13 protein-coding genes are annotated in these 15,509 nt (G+C 46.6%); 6 read left to right on the forward strand and 7 right to left on the reverse strand.

Annotation, left to right across the window (positions count from 1 at the left end; all coding sequences use genetic code 11):
- Positions 1-103: 103 nt before the first annotated feature.
- The 3 genes from NDI48_10120 (at position 104) to NDI48_10130 (ending at position 2,749) form a co-directional block, all read left to right on the forward strand.
- A complete protein-coding gene (locus NDI48_10120; GenBank protein MEP0831561.1) occupies positions 104-742 on the forward strand; it encodes a histidine phosphatase family protein in 639 nt (212 codons plus the stop codon).
- Between the two features lie 89 nt (positions 743-831).
- Positions 832-1,959 carry a succinylglutamate desuccinylase/aspartoacylase family protein gene (locus NDI48_10125; GenBank protein MEP0831562.1) on the forward strand — a complete coding sequence of 376 codons (1,128 nt, stop codon included), beginning with the start codon at positions 832-834 and terminating at the stop codon, positions 1,957-1,959.
- Between the two features lie 88 nt (positions 1,960-2,047).
- Positions 2,048-2,749, forward strand: coding sequence for a hypothetical protein (locus NDI48_10130; GenBank protein ID MEP0831563.1), 702 nt, complete (start codon positions 2,048-2,050; stop codon positions 2,747-2,749).
- Between the two features lie 148 nt (positions 2,750-2,897).
- Here the strand turns inward: NDI48_10130 and NDI48_10135 are convergent, their stop codons facing one another.
- Entirely contained in the window at positions 2,898-4,103 is a 1,206-nt protein-coding gene (locus NDI48_10135; protein ID MEP0831564.1) for a phosphoglycerate kinase, read from the reverse strand.
- 361 nt (positions 4,104-4,464) lie between these two features.
- On the opposite strand from NDI48_10135, the gene NDI48_10140 reads away from it, so the two are divergent.
- Positions 4,465-4,878, forward strand: a complete 414-nt coding sequence (locus NDI48_10140) for a universal stress protein (GenBank protein ID MEP0831565.1) — start codon at positions 4,465-4,467, stop codon at positions 4,876-4,878.
- An 89-nt stretch (positions 4,879-4,967) separates the two neighbouring features.
- Here the strand turns inward: NDI48_10140 and NDI48_10145 are convergent, their stop codons facing one another.
- Both NDI48_10145 and NDI48_10150 read right to left on the reverse strand, forming a co-directional pair.
- Entirely contained in the window at positions 4,968-5,453 is a 486-nt protein-coding gene (locus tag NDI48_10145) for a GNAT family N-acetyltransferase (protein ID MEP0831566.1), read from the reverse strand.
- Positions 5,454-5,726: 273 nt separating this feature from the next.
- A complete protein-coding gene (locus tag NDI48_10150; GenBank protein MEP0831567.1) occupies positions 5,727-5,972 on the reverse strand; it encodes a hypothetical protein in 246 nt (81 codons plus the stop codon).
- A 468-nt stretch (positions 5,973-6,440) separates the two neighbouring features.
- On the opposite strand from NDI48_10150, the gene ylqF reads away from it, so the two are divergent.
- Complete coding sequence (gene ylqF / locus NDI48_10155) at positions 6,441-7,313, forward strand: ribosome biogenesis GTPase YlqF (protein MEP0831568.1); 873 nt, start codon at positions 6,441-6,443, stop codon at positions 7,311-7,313.
- Between the two features lie 758 nt (positions 7,314-8,071).
- A complete protein-coding gene (locus tag NDI48_10160) occupies positions 8,072-10,045 on the forward strand; it encodes a PAS domain S-box protein (GenBank protein ID MEP0831569.1) in 1,974 nt (657 codons plus the stop codon).
- A gap of 70 nt (positions 10,046-10,115) precedes the next feature.
- On the opposite strand, the gene NDI48_10165 is transcribed toward NDI48_10160, so the two are convergent.
- The 4 genes from NDI48_10165 to NDI48_10180 form a co-directional block, all read right to left on the reverse strand.
- Positions 10,116-13,541 carry a methyl-accepting chemotaxis protein gene (locus NDI48_10165; protein MEP0831570.1) on the reverse strand — a complete coding sequence of 1,142 codons (3,426 nt, stop codon included), beginning with the start codon at positions 13,539-13,541 and terminating at the stop codon, positions 10,116-10,118.
- 110 nt (positions 13,542-13,651) lie between these two features.
- On the reverse strand, positions 13,652-13,882 hold the full coding sequence (locus NDI48_10170; GenBank protein ID MEP0831571.1) for a hypothetical protein: 231 nt from the start codon (positions 13,880-13,882) through the stop codon (positions 13,652-13,654).
- A 139-nt stretch (positions 13,883-14,021) separates the two neighbouring features.
- Positions 14,022-14,336, reverse strand: coding sequence for a hypothetical protein (locus NDI48_10175; GenBank protein ID MEP0831572.1), 315 nt, complete (start codon positions 14,334-14,336; stop codon positions 14,022-14,024).
- A gap of 890 nt (positions 14,337-15,226) precedes the next feature.
- Entirely contained in the window at positions 15,227-15,505 is a 279-nt protein-coding gene (locus NDI48_10180) for a hypothetical protein (GenBank protein ID MEP0831573.1), read from the reverse strand.
- Between the last annotated feature and the right edge of the window lie 4 nt (positions 15,506-15,509).

Consider the following 15,509-nt stretch of genomic DNA (forward strand, 5'->3'; position numbering starts at 1 on the left):
GACTTATATAATACTCACATTGCATCTTCGTTAGTTATACAGATTACACCATATTCACCTCATACTGTTGTAACCTTAACTGAGATGTTGGAGACAAATGACTGTGAACCTAAAGCTTTATTTCTTGCGTCACGGACAAACGGATTGTAGCCGATTGAATGCCTTCTGTGGTTCTAGCAATCCCGACCTTACACCCGAAGGACGGGAGATGGCAGAAGCTTTTGCCAGTGCCTATCGTTCTACCCCTTGGGAAGCCATTTTTTGTAGTCCAATGGGACGAACCCTAGCAACAGCTAAACCCCTGTGTGAGGCGATTAGTTTGAAACCCGAATTGCGCGATGGGTTGAAAGAGATTAACTATGGTGAATGGGAAGGTAAGACGCCAGAAGCCGTGAGTCGCGAATTTCACGATGACTACATTCGTTGGACAGCCGATCCGGCGTGGTATGCACCCACGGGTGGGGAATTAGCGGTGGCAATTGCCCATCGTGCGTTACAAGTAATTGAGGAAATCAAACATCGGTTCCCGACAGGTAATGTTTTGATTGTCTCCCACAAAGCAACCATCCGTATTATGCTGTGTAGTCTGTTAGGAATTGATGTCGGACGTTTCCGCTTTCGTTTAGGATGTCCTGTTGGATCAGTTAGCATTGTTGAATTTAGTTCTCATGGCCCCTTACTACACGCCTTAGCTGATCGAACTCATCTGGATCAGCATTTGCGCTCATTACCGGGAACTTAAATAATTGGAGATATTAAATATGGGATGCCGCCAATCTGTCAGTGTTTTTCCATGCGGTGAATTTCCGTTAAATAGGACTTCTTTGGATAATGATTCCAACTATCTCTACGATTCCGATTCAGCAATTGGCTTCAGGCGATCGCCTTGACATCCAAGTTTATAAGTTCATAGGTGCTCAACCCGGTAAAAAAGCGTATTTACAATCCAATTTACATGGCGCTGAAATTGTTGGAAATGCTGTCATTCATCAGCTAATCGAGTTTTTAACAACTTTGGATGATAGTCAGCTTACAGGAGAAATATGGCTTGTGCCTGTATGTAATCCATTAAGTACCAATCAGCGCACCCATGTCTTTTCTACGGGACGTTTTAATGTCCATGATGGCAAAGACTGGAACCGAATTTTCTGGGACTATGAGAAAGAGTGTGAAGATTTAGAGGAGTTTGCAAAATCTCAAATTAATTTGGAGCCGGATGTTATCCGACACAATTATTTAGAGAAAATCCAACTTAGTTTCAGGAAACAATCAGAAAAAATCCAAGCTCCAAGTGGTTTGCCTTTTAGTGAACGTTACCGATACCAGTTACAGTCTTTATGTTTAGACGCTAACTATCTAATTGATATCCATAGTTCGAGTAACCAAGCCATTGATTATTTGTATTGCTTCGACAGTCGCGAAGAAAGTGCTACAGCTTTTCTCCTAGATTATGGCATTTTAATGAATGAATATGATGGAGATGCTTTTGATGAGGCATTTATGAAACCTTGGTTGGCGTTGGAAAAAAACTTAGCAAAGTTAGGAAATAAAATTCACTTTGATATTGAATCATGGACATTAGAACTGGGTTCTGGGATGCAAATGAATCCAGAATCTGTGAAAAATGGTGTGATTGGGATTAAAAATTATCTGGCAAAGAAAGGCGTTTTAGAACTACCAGATTTACCCGTGGAAGGTACAGACTATCATCCAATCAAGCTGACAATCAAAAGTCAAATTAAAAAATACTATGCTCCGGCTGGAGGCATGATTCAATCAAGAGTCTCTTTAGGGAGTTCTATTAAGGCAGGGCAATTGTTGTATCAATTAATTAACTTTAATAAAAAAGAAGAATTACCTCTATTGATAGATGTTTGTGCTGAGGCAGAGGGTTTGGTTTTTGATGTTTCGACTAATTATGGGGTGAATGAGGGAGAATATGTTCTTTCGGTAATGTAACATTAGCCTGTGTGAGTCAGTCAAGGATTCTGACAAGACCGTGATGAACACAAATAAAGGTGGGAACATTCCCAACCCTTAGGAGTCAATGCCTGACAATCTCTTAATACTTTGGGGTGTAGTTTCCATGTTTATCTCCTCTGGCTGGCAGTCTAAAACGGCCTTAATCATGGCATTCGGCATGACTTCGTTGGCGGCTATTCCAGCTTTTCTCGCGGCTCCCGCAACTGCTGTTGTAGAACCTTACATCATCGGGCAAACTTTTCCCTCAGAGCGAGTTATCATTCCCGCTAGGACTGTAATTCCTGTAGAGCTTGAGAAGGCTGAGAAAATCATTGTAACTCCTGATGAAACAGCACCCGTGACGCTGCTGGTCGCCACCGACATTCGCACAGATACAGGAACAATCCTGATTCCTGAGGGCAGTAAAATCGAGGGAGAGTTGCGACCGGTGAGCGCTGGAACACAGTTTGTTGCCAAAGCCTTAACACTGAACAATAGTAATCAGCGATTACCTATACGTGCGACTTCTCAGGTAATTACGGAGAGGGAAATCATTAAAAAAGGAACTGATGTCGGTCAAATCCTCAAGGGAGCGGCAATTGGTGCAGCAGCTTCGGCCGTACTGGCAGAAATATTGGGTAGCATCAACGTTCCAGAAGTTTTAGGCGGTGCGGGACTCGGTGCGATCGCCGGATTACTCCTAGGAGGACGCCGAGAAACGGAAGTGATTGTTATTAACCCAGAAGAAGATTTAAGCCTGACTTTGCAGTCTGATTTACGCCTGTGAAAGAGTGACCTACTTTCAAGTCTCTCAATTCCATACAGGGAGTTGGTTACGATCTCCCCTGGAAACAGTAGGGGCACGGCATTGCCGTGCCCTTAGAATAGGATAGATAACTCGCGTTGTCTATCCTAAAAATGGCCTATTCTACGGCTTAAGCATCGTCCAGTGCAGTAATTCCTGGCAGTTCCTTACCTTCGAGCAACTCTAAGCTAGCGCCACCCCCTGTGGAAATGTGGCTCATTTGCTCAGCCACGCCGACTTTTTCTACAGCCGCTACCGAGTCGCCACCGCCAATGATCGTGGTTGCGCCTTGCTTGGTGAGGTCAGCCATCGAATGCGCGATCGCTTCTGTTCCTACAGCAAATTTATCAAACTCAAACACACCCATTGGGCCATTCCAGATCACTGTCTTACAATCCGACAATGCATCTTGGAACACCTTCACGGAGTCAGGGCCAATATCCAAGCCCATCCATCCATCGGGAATTGAGTCAATGCTGACGGTTTGGGAATTCGCATCCGGCGCAAAATTATCGGCAACGACAACATCAGTGGGCAATAGCAGGTCAACGCCGCGTTCTTTGGCCTTCGCTTCCAAGGATTTTGCCAACTCTAGCTTGTCCTCTTCCACCAGTGACTTACCCACACTCAAGCCACGAGCTTTGTAGAAGGTAAAAATCATACCGCCACCAATCAGCAGCTTATCTACCTTATCTAGCAGCGTTTCAATCACGCCAATCTTACTCGACACCTTAGAACCCCCGATAATCGCCGCTAAGGGCTTTTGGGGATTTTCAATCGCGCTTTGCAGATACTGGAGTTCTTTCTCAATCAAGTATCCCGCTACAGAAGGCTTCAGGTGATGAGTCACGCCCTCTGTGGATGCGTGAGCACGGTGGGCTGTGCCAAAGGCATCATTGACATATACATCAGCCAGGGCGGCTAACTGTTTTGTAAATTCTGGGTCATTCTTCTCTTCTCCAACATGAAAGCGGAGATTTTCCAGTAACGCCACCTGACCATTTTCCATGCCAGCAATCTGAGCGGCAACCGCGTCCCCGATGCAGTCGTCACATTTGACGACCGTCTGACTCAGTAGTTCAGAGAGACGGTTAGCGACAGGCGTCAGCCGCAAACTGTCTTTCACCTGTCCTTTGGGACGCCCTAAATGGCTGCACAGAATCACCTTGGCATTCTTTTTGATTAAATCTTGAATTGTCGGTAACGCCGCACGGATACGAGTATCATCAGTGATTGTGCCACCCTCATCGAGGGGCACGTTCAGATCGGCTCGCACCAAGACCCGTTTCCCGGCTAAATCGGACTCACTTAAATCTGCTACGGATTTTTTAGACACAGTAAATCTCCTAATTGCCTCTACCTGATGTTCTGTGCTCTTTCTTATTCAGTGTCTTAGGAATGAGCTGTTGAGGGTTGCCTTGTGGATTCAGATAGACACTACCTGAATCTCAAGCCAAAAAGTGCTTATTTTCAAACCGTTCTCAATTTTACAAAAATTAAGGACGAAAACCTAAGGAGTTTTGAGCGTGTGATCAATTAGAGGCGAATGCGAGTCCCCGTCAGCTCAGTGATAAAATTGAGGTAAGGCGAGTTGTTGTACTCCCTAGACCACAGGAATCTATGTACTAGGTAGTACCTCGCGACGTTAACGACCTGTGGTAGTGTGAACGGTGTTCGCGTCCCGGAGATGCGTTGTAATGTTCAAAACTGTTTTATTTCCCGTTGACCAAAGCCGAGAAGCCCGCGAAGCGGTGGAGGTCGTGTCCCATGTGGTACAAAAGTACGCCAGTCGATTAATTCTGCTGTCGGTACTTGAAGAATCCAATCCAGAAGAAGCATCACCCAATCCAGAGGTAATGATGTCACCCGAGGCGATTGCGGAACTGCTCAAAAGTGCCCAGGCTCTCTTTGCCCAGCAAGGAATCACTGCCGACACCATGAGTCGTTCAGGAATGCCCGCTTTCACTATCTGCGATGTCGCCGACGAAATTGGGGCAGATTTAATTGTTATGGGCTGTCGAGGATTGGGTTTAACTGACGAAGGCGCTGCGGAGAGTGTCACAAACCGAGTGATTAATTTATCTCCTTGCCCGGTTTTGGTCGTTCCTTAAGCGCTCTGACTGAGAATACGGTTAATAACACCCCGCCAGGGTATATTGGACAAAGCCAATGCCACCTGGCGGGTTAACCTTCTCTTATCTCAACTTTTCTTAACAAAAAGTTTCTCATACATAGCATTCAGTCTGATCATCACAGTCTGTAATTTCGTTTCAATAATGATCACAGGAGAGGGGAGAGCTTTCGCTCCAAAACTTTCCTTAAAAGCTATCACTCCTTCTAGCCGATCACTCGGATTAAAATCGAACCAAGAATATCCTGCCTCACAACAATTTTTGATAATTTCATACATGAGTAAATTTACAGGTCGTAGCTGAAAATAACCCTCCAAAGACGCTCCCTGCCAATATACGACATGTTTTTTTGCATAGAAGCAGAGCGCTCCACTCACGATTTTATTTTCATAACGGGCTACCCACAGCTTAATATCGGGTGAATTTTTTTGCAAAATTTCCTGAAAAAGTTCCCAAGGATAACCGAGAGAAACCTCTTTTCCCCATCTCCGTAAAGAGTCTTGATAGACCTGATAATACTCCTGCCACTCTTTTTGTGTTAAGGCTGTGGTCACGGTTACGCCCTCTTTGGCGGCTTTGCGAGCTTTGCGAACAATAGAACTCTGTTTTTTATAAAGATTGTCAAATCCAGTTTCTAAGTTAATGGCGTGAGTTTCATCTTCTTTGGTGAATTTGATGCCAACAACTCCTGTTTTGAAGGCCAGTGGCTCGTAAGGATTGAGCCGCCAACTCAAGTTTCCACCCAGCTTTTTTGTTATAAAATCAGCTAATAAGTTCGCATGAGAAATATTAAGATGATCAGTGGAAATCCATCCTCCAAAAGTTTCTTATAACGAAGAAGCATGTTTACTAATAAAGCCGCCATATTTTTGCAGACAAAGCGGTAATAAAGCTTGTGTTCCATCTGAAAAGATAATGAGCTTAGGCTCTGGGGAAAATTTTCCTTGAGTAAAAGACTCCCAGATTTTTACCCATTCTCTTGAATGAAAATAAGTGGAATAGTCGCATTCTCGCCAAATTGTATCCCATTCATCTGAACTGGCTGGACGAATCGCCTTAATGGATAAGCTCATTGAATGCTCGGTAGATTGCAAATAGGTTCAATCACAGCTTGCACATCCTCATCAATTAACTTTGTGCCCTCGGCAAAATCATAGATGGCTGTCCCATCCTCCTGCCTATGGCTGGTTGTTGACTCACTAATAGCTTTCGGAACGCGATCATCTTGTGTCTAGATTAGGTTGATAGATGAATTCATACTGAAAAGGTGTTGTAAATCCTTCTCAGGCTGCTGTTTGGTGTCTCACCAGCCACGTACAGATTAAGCCTGCCAACTAGTAAACCTTATATTCTGTAAGTATGAGAATGTTTAAGCCTGGGTAATTTTACACAAAATTTTGTTGAGTTGCCAAGTGAGTCAACCTTGTTCTGCCTTTATTTCCTCACTTCTAAATCAGGAAGCGCAAGTAAACACAAAGATGTAAAGATGTATTGAAGAATTTGACTCTTGTTCCTAGTCCATTGCGCCTAGCCCCTAAATCATGACTACACCCTCTATCCAATGGTATCCCGGTCATATTGCCAAAGCTGAACGGGAACTTAAAGAACAGCTCAAGCGAGTGGATGTGGTACTAGAGGTTCGGGATGCTCGGATTCCCCTCTCGACTCATCATCCACAAATTCCTCAATGGGTGGGCAGTAAAGCTAGGGTATTGGTACTTAACCGGGTCGATATGATTACTCCTGGTGTACGGCAACGATGGGTATCCTGGTTTCAACAGCAGGGACAGACAATCTATTTCACCAATGCTCAACAGGGTAAAGGCATTCAAGAGGTGTCACAAGCCACTCAGTTGGCTGGGGTACACATGAATCAGCGTCGGCGCGATCGCGGAATGCAACCTCGCCCAGTTCGAGCAGTTGTGATCGGGTTCCCGAATGTCGGTAAATCAGCCTTGATTAACCGATTATTAGGGCGTCGCGTTGTAGACAGCGCCCGTCGCCCTGGGGTAACGCGCCAGCTCCGTTGGATACGCATCTCTGACCAAATTGAACTCCTAGATGCTCCTGGTGTGATCCCAGCCAATTTAAAAGATCAGGACAAGGCGATCAAGCTAGCCATCTGTGATGATATCGGTGACGCCTCTTACGATAATCAACGGATTGCGACGGCTCTGGTGGAGTTACTCCAAGATTTAGAGGTTACAGCCCACGGCGGCTTATTCCCTGCCTCTCCCTTGAAGACGCGCTACGAACTCGACCCAACTCCTTTGAGTGGCGAAGATTACCTCAGAGCATTGGCAGACTATCGTCATCAAGGCGACATAGAACGTACAGCACGGCAACTATTAAATGATTTTCGCAAAGGAGTACTAGGGCCAATTCCGTTAGAACTGCCACCTCAGGCACCTTAATTTTTGTAAATCTATCAGTCTGTTGATTTTTGTGAAGCGGGGTGGGGGGTGTGACCCCTCAGTGGACTAAACTGTTGTTTAGTAGATGCACCCTGATTAAGCGCCCCTTCGGGCGTTTTTTTTTATCCCTAAATTGGGGCACAGCAGATAATTTGTGGCTGACAGATAATTTATCGATACTCTTACTCAAGAATGCGATCGCTGCAAACATTAATTTTTATTAAGCTTGACGGAGGAGTTTCAGTACTATATGGATTGAGCTGTGTGCCCAATTTCACAGGCACTAGCTCGCTTTATTCCCGAACAACAGGTGGTTAACCGAACTGGCAGTTGCACAATGTATTGATTAAAGGCATCTTAAGGATTTCTTAGTGAAACTGTGATTGTACGGATGCATTGAGCAGTTAAATTTGCGACAATTGATAATGATGTCGTCAGCCCTAGAGGTTAGAGAGTGCGGTGTTAGTAGCCCTAAGACTTTAACGCCAAAAAACATATGAGTAGCTCACGGCAAAGTGGCTCCCTTAGGGAGTATGCAATGCTGTTGACAAGAAAATGCAGCTGAACAAAGCAACGTATGTGATGGGGTGTTTGTAAAGAAACGCTGAAAAATCAACCCCCTTTACACCCCTCTGGGCAAGCACTAGCGCTCTTCTCCAGAGTAGGATTATGAAAGCTGCGCTTGGCGGGGATGCGCCTCAGCGTCCAAGGGTTAGACCACTTGAAACAGAAACACTTTACAAACAAACTCTTAAACGATGGCAAGTAAGATAGCGACTTTTAGACTTCCAGAGAACCTGATTCAGGAGATTCGGTCTCGGGCTGAAGCGACAGGTCGTGATCGAACAGCGGTAGTGATTGAAGCTTTGAAGCAAGCCTTTGGTATGCCCGCAAGCGTGTCACGCCCAGCGACAGTTGAAGAACTGCAACAACAGCTCAATGAGTTAGAAACTAAATTCCTAACCCTAACCCAACAGCTGAATAAAGTCAGCCCAAAATCTGCTTCAGTCAGCAATATCAGTCCGGTTAGTCCAGGGTTGAAGCAGACCGTCGCTTCTGGCAACTCCATACACATCCCTAACTCATTCGTGGCTGAGGACGCTGTTTCTACACAGACTCTTCGTGTAGGCGAAGGCTCAGGACACAATGGAGGTGGAGGGTCTAACAAAGAACAGGAACTCGGTTTTACCGAGGGCAAGCCGGACGAAGCCGAACTGCAAGAATTAGCAGCCAGAATTGAGCAACAAGCGAGAATCTTCGATTTAGTCCTTTCAGCCTCTCCTGACCCCATTTGCGTTGTAGACCGAGTAGGACGGTTTACCTATGCCAACTTGGCACTGGCTCAATTGTTTGGACTACCCCAGGGACACATCTTGGGTAAGACTTGGCGGCAGCTTGAGCTACCGTCCGAGTTTATCGAAAGCGAACCCATCGACGGGCAACGGGAAGTTGTATTTGCAACACGGCGACCCTTGACCAAAGAAATTACTTACCGGACTAACAATGGGGTACGGGATTACGAATGCATTCTCAGCCCCATCTTAGGTGATAGCAATACGGTTGAAGCCGTAATCTGTACCGCTAGAGACGTTACGGAGCGCAACCTAGTCGAAGAGTCGCTCCGGGAATCCGAATCTAATTACCGCCACTTATTTGAATACGCCAACGACTCGATCTTCATCATTGACTTATCAACCAGTCGGATTTTGGACGCCAACCAGAATGCAGCAAGGCGACTCGGTTATACCCGTAAAGAACTCCTGAAGTTAAAAACTAAGGACATCGATGGGCCAGTCCCGCTCGAACGCCAAAAGACGATTAATCAGCAGCTCCAGGCAACGGGCAGCTTCATCTTCGAGCACGCTCTGCGGCGTAAGGATGGTACAAAAATACAGGTTGAAATCAGCTCTCGGATCATCGAGTACCGCGACCAGCTCGTCTCTCTCAGTTTCGTTCGCGACATCACATCCCGGAAGCAGGCAGAGGAGCGGATGCGTCTGTTGGAGTCAGCGGTTGAGAATACCCAAGACGGGATTTTAATCACCGAAGCCAAGCATATAGACGCACCAGGGCCGGAATTGCTGTATGTCAACCAAGCCTTTACCCGTATTACGGGCTACGACCTAACCGAAGTTTTGGGTCGGACACCGCGCTTGTTGCAAGGGCCGAAAACCGATCGCTCTCAGTTAGACAAAATTCGCACAGCGCTTCAAGAACAGAAACCTGTTCAAGTTGAGTTGCTCAACTACCGTAAAGACGGCTCGGAGTTCTGGGTCGAACTCAATATTGTCCCTATTGCCAGCAAAGAAGGTAAGGTCACCCATTGGGTCGCACTACAGCGGGAAATTACAGAGCGTAAACAGGCAGAAGCTGCGTTGGTCGCCTCCAAACAGCAGATTAGTAAGATTCTAGAAAGCATTACAGATGGCTTCTTCACGGTAGATGAGCAGTGGCGATTTACCTATGTCAATCAGAAAGCGGAACAGATTTTACAGAAAAATCGAGCCGAACTCCTCGGTCAAAATCTGTGGGATGTGTTTCCAGGGACGGTAGGGTCAACGTTTGAGCGTGAGTTTCACAGAGCCATTAACCAAGAAGTTGCCGTGACATTTGAAGACTTTCATCCAGCTTTAGGCAAATGGTTTGAAATACACGCCTATCCTTCAGGTGATGGACTTTCCGTTGTCTGCAACGACATTACCAAATGTAAGCAGAGCGAAGTGAACAGTTAGTGTTCAAGGTATAGGTCTGCTGAAAACCCCGTCTAATTCCTGAGAGTTAGACGGGGTTTTTGCTCATCCACTAGAGCCCGTCAACTTTGAAGGTACCCACTGATGCCTGCAATTCCTGAGCAATCTCTACTGTTTCTTTGAGAGAACCGGAAACTTGGCGTGTGGAATCAGAGGTGCGTTCTGAGGCTCGGGCAATCTCCTTCATCAATTCGGTAACCGCCTGAGAAGTCTCCGCCTGGGACACCGTGGCCGTTGAAATCGATTGCACCAAATTGTCAATTTGGCGAGACACATCCAGAATCTTATGCAAGCTCTGCTTGGCATCCTCCACCAGATTCGTTCCTTCCACCACCTGACTGGTACCCAATTCCATCGCTTCGACCACTTCCGTAGTTTCTTTCTGGATGTTGTGAACAATCTCTTCAATTTCTCGCGTTGCTGCCGCCGAGCGAGCCGCCAGTTCCCCGACTTCTTCCGCTACCACCGCAAAGCCTTGACCTTCTTCACCCGCCCGTGCTGCTTCAATCCCAGCGTTGATGGCTAGTAAGTTTGTTTGCAGGGCGATTTGGTCAATCAGTGAAGCGACTTTAGAAATCTTTTGAGAAGATTCACCCAATCGCTTGACTTTTTTGGCAGTTTCTGCTACAGTTTCTCGCAGAGTGAAGATATTTCGGACAGATCGATCAATGGCTATCCCGCCCGCTTCAGCCGTACTAGAAGCCGTGCGAGCGACAACGGCAGCCTGACGAGCGTTTTCTGCCACCTGTTGAATTGAAAGAGTCATTTCTTGAAGCGAATCCAGGGTACGGGTCGTTTCTTCAGCCTGCTTCAGGGCTTCCTCCGAAAGCTGACGAATTGCCCCTTCGTTTTCTCCCAATGAAGTGTTGACCTGACCCGCTGCTTTTTTCACTTTGGTAACAATTTCCCGCAAGCTTTCAATGACGGCGTTGAAAAAGTCTGCTACCGTACCAATTTCCCCAGTGGTCACATCCGCACGCACCGTGAGGTCACCTAGGGCTGCCCCTTCCACATCACTGAGCAGTTCTAAAAGCTGCTGTTGAAGTGTTTCTTTTTGTTGCCGTTGTACGTCTGCCAAGCTTTCAGCCTTGTGGCGTGATTGTTCAATCTGTGCTAAGAAATCCACGCGGTCTAAAGCCAGACCGACTTGAGTTGCCACCTGCTTGAAGAATGTAATTTCTGACTCCTGCCAAGCGCGTGTGCTGGAACATTGATGGGTGACCAATAACCCGTGCAGCTTGTTGTACGCCAAAAGAGGAGCGACTAAATTCGCTCGAACCTTAAAGGGTTCCAGTTGACCGAGATAACAGTTACTTAAACCCGCCTCGTAAATATCCTCAACCGCCTTAACTCGACCCTGTAGATACTTTTCCACATATTTATCAGCAAAACAAGGGTCAGCAATGTTGGCTCCCAGCGCTTTTGGCCAGCCCATTCCTACTGATTCTGCCACGATGGTGCCTTGCCATTTCTCATCAAAGAGATAGACAACCGCTCGATCCGTTTGCAGCGCTTCGCGAACACCTGCAATAGCAGTCTGATAGATGTCTTCAGAACTGAAAGCGTCCCGGATGGTAGAGGTGATTTCATGGAGTTGCTGCGCTCGCAGTGTTTCAACTTCTTTCTGCTCAAGGAAACTGACCCGATCCAAACAAAGTCCAACTCGAATGGCTAACTCTTTGAGGAAATTGATTTCAGATTGCTGCCAGATATGGGGGTTACTGCAATGATGAGCAATCAGCAAGCCAAAGAGGTGACCATCTTTAAGAATGGGAGTCACCAAATTAGCCTTGATTTGAAGCCGATCCATTAACCTCAGGTGATCAGGGTGAAAACCCGCTTCATAGACATTATTGGTCGGCACTACACGCCCTTGTCTGTACTCTTCGAGGAGTTCCTTGCCAATGCAGGGGTCTTCTATTTTCGAGCCAATTGATCTGGGCCACACTGGAACAACGGCTTCTGCGGAAATGTATCCCCGCCCGTCCGGATGGAGGCGATAGATCACAACCCGATCCGCTTCCAGGATTCGTAACGCTCCTTGAACACCTTTTTCAAAGACATCTTCCAAATCTTTCTCGGTACGAGCGTTGGAAACGGCAATATCTCCAAATAAACCGGCTTGCTCGGTTTCAGCGGCTTGAGCCCACAATAAAGTCTCCAGTCGGCTGGCCATCAGGTTGATATTAGAACCCAGTTCAGCCAGTTCGTCGTGCCCTTCCACGGCAACACGGGTGTAAAGTTCCCCTTGCCCCAGCTTTTCCACGGCATCACTGACAGCGAGTACAGGACGGGTAGCTAGTTTAGCTAGATAAATGGCAAGAACACTCACCAACAAGGCTGTCAAGCCAGTTCCCAAAGTCAAAATCAGAAGCAATTGTCGCTGTGAAGCAAAGGCGGTGTCTGTAGGTACAGCTATAGCGGCTTCCCAATCCAGGGCGGGCAATCCTTCGACTTGTCCTAATTTGGTATAGGCGATCAGTTCGCGATGATTGCTAGGCTTGTGGTGAACGATCACACTATTGGGCTGATCTGTCGCGGGTCGTTTATCCCATTCGGAAAAGACGGCTGAAGGTTCTTTATTTTCAATATTCTTGTCCTTGGCTAGAAAAATGTTCTTCGTCGAGGAATCAATCAAAAGAAATTCATCGCCATTCGCTCCAAAGGTTTGAAGCTGATTTTCTAGGGCTGTGACCGGCAGACGCGCTCGAACAACAGCAATGGTTTTGCCTGTGGCGCTGTCTTTGACAGGTGCAGCGAAGTGAAGGGTCAGTCGCTCAGGATTTTTAGATACTGTGGGGATGACGGCATCACTGATAACAGGCTGATTGGTTCTAAGTACCTCCTGGAAATACTCGCGATCGCGTTGGTTTGGAATCGGTTCTAGACCTTTGGTTTGGACAATCACGTTACCGTTGAGATCGACCACGGAAATCAGGTCATAGACTTTGTGAGCTGCGATAAAGCGATCAAGTTGTGATTGCTTTTCCACCAACGGTGTGGCGTTCTTCTGGGAGGAATTCGTTAAAATTGGCAGATTGGCTAGGACTTGAATATCCCCATAACGGTCACGCATAAAGCGATTGACCTTGTCTTGCATACTGACGACGCTGGAGATTTTAGACTGGGTAATTTGCTCAGTAATGGATCGGTTGGCAAATTGATAGGCGGTGACTCCAGTCAGTAACACGGGAACGGTGCCTAACGCGATCGCCAAAGCTGTGGCTTTTTGGGTTAAACGCATGTTCCGCCACTGGAAACCGCCAGATTTTTGAGGGTTTTTAGCCGTGACGAACCCACCTTGTTGTTGAAGCTCAACAGCATTAATTACAGACTGGGGTGAGAGCAACTGGAGATCAGGTTGGCTGTTGTCATAAAGATTGAAACTATTTTGATTAACAGCCTTGTGGGACTCTTTTCCGAGTCCATTGAATTCTTGCTTATAAGCTTTTGGATCTGGATCAAACTGAGTAGCCATGAAGCGGTCTCCTCGAAGGGATAGTAAAGGGGTAAGATTTGAAAAATTGCAGCGCAAAAGCCGATTTGTCACGCACAACGGATAAACAGACGAAGCAGGCTAGTACACAATCATGTTGCAGAAAGCGCGAGTGCCTCACAGGGGCACGACGATAGGTCGATCACCCCAAGCCGGCAATGCACTAAACTAGCGGCTTCATCGGGAGCAAGAGCGCGATGCGACTGTTGCCCTAGGTAGCGCTTTAAGCCCCTGCTTTCGTGAGCTGACTCATCCTGCACCAACTCCGATTGCTCGAAGATGACAGAATGCACCCCATGTAATTCGAGAACTAGACCTGACACAACTTGTGTTTCAGAATATTTGGCTCTAAGGCAGACATCTACCGTGTCAAACCTTCAAGAGCCTGCACAGCCAACCCAACCTCCGCTTTAGAAGCCAATTCTGGGTCACCTTAAGGATTTTGTTTGGGATAAAAGTCTTTTAGAGCACTCGTCTACAAGCCACACTCGCTGCGGCAACGCCACCACCAGCCGCAATCAGAGCACCCATTGGGCCTCCGACTGCTTCGCCAGCTACAGCCATTTCAATCGCTACAGCTAATACACATTCGTCCAAATCTTCTTCGGAACCGGGTTGAGCATTAGGATGATTGTCTCTCCAAGCCTGAGCTAGAGGAAGTGCCAGTTTGGCTAGTTGGTTATTGAGATCAAATTCTCGCAATTCCTCGCGAGTTACGTAATTAGAATGGTCAGGCTTCAGGTTGCTGGACTGTTTTTCTGACTTGGAGAGGCTCATAGTACTACTACCTAAAAAAAACACCACATTCAGGAAGGAGGAGTGAAATTGGAGCGAAAACGATAGATAACCCTGGTGGTGTACAACCTAGGCCAAAGCTGAATCCAAGAGCTGAGATGGCTAGTCCCTTGCTTTCAGTCTCTGAAATGGTCGAATTTGTAAGACGGACGTATAACATGTATTACACTCTAGCATGATAAGACAATTGCCTCACGCTTAGCAACTACATCCCCTAGGATTTATCGAGTCTTCATAAATTACTCCCCACTCAGGGGAGCACAGGCTAGGGAGGAGTGAGACCAATTTCATAAAATAGCGCTACAAATTGACCTCCTCACTAAAGCTCCGGCTAGCCCCCCTTATCAAGGGGGGAACAAGAAAAGTATCTGTAGCAACGATTTAGGAAATCGGTATGAGACCAAACCCGTTTCGATAACCCCCTTATTGCCCAAGGGAGGGGGGCGGGAGTTCCTACGGGGAGGGGAGAGGGGGAGAGGGAAGAGATTTTTTAGACGCTTAAAAAAGGGGCCTACAAGTCGGATTTGGCATGATGGGGCAGAAGACGCCATGACAGCTACAACTGAAGAGCGAGCCAGACAGGAGGCAAAAAATTCTTCAGAAAAAATTTATTCAACGTTTCCCATGTCCTCAGCTCCCCATGTCCTCAGGGGCCTGAGTTTCCTTGCCAATTGCTCAACGATCGGAAAATCAGCGCCATGAATCCTCTTGAATGCTGGATGTACACCCTTCAACGCTTAAGTCATCAAAATCAATCGTGATCTCTCATCTTGATCGTGGCGGTTTTTTAATTGAAAATGATCATTTTTTAGGGCACGATAATATCGTGCCCCTACCGTTGAGTCTATACAAAACCCCCAACTCCTATAGGTCTACTCAAATAGAACAGTGACATCCGTGGACTGGGTAAAGTAGTCCCAGATGGCAAGCGCTAGATCGCTCTCATACTCTAGCTTTTCTACACAATGGCAATTTTCACAATCTTTAAGACAACATTCTGATTCTCCATCTAATGAACCCTCAGGAATCGTCAAACAAATATTAACAATCGGGATATCTTTCCCATCCGCCAATCCGTTGTAAGTGCTGAATCTAACTGCGGCAATACAGTCAAGGTTAATGATTAGATCTGCGAGTCGAATGAACGCCACAATT

This window comes from Microcoleus sp. AS-A8, assembly GCA_039962225.1.
Classification (GTDB): domain Bacteria; phylum Cyanobacteriota; class Cyanobacteriia; order Cyanobacteriales; family Coleofasciculaceae; genus Allocoleopsis.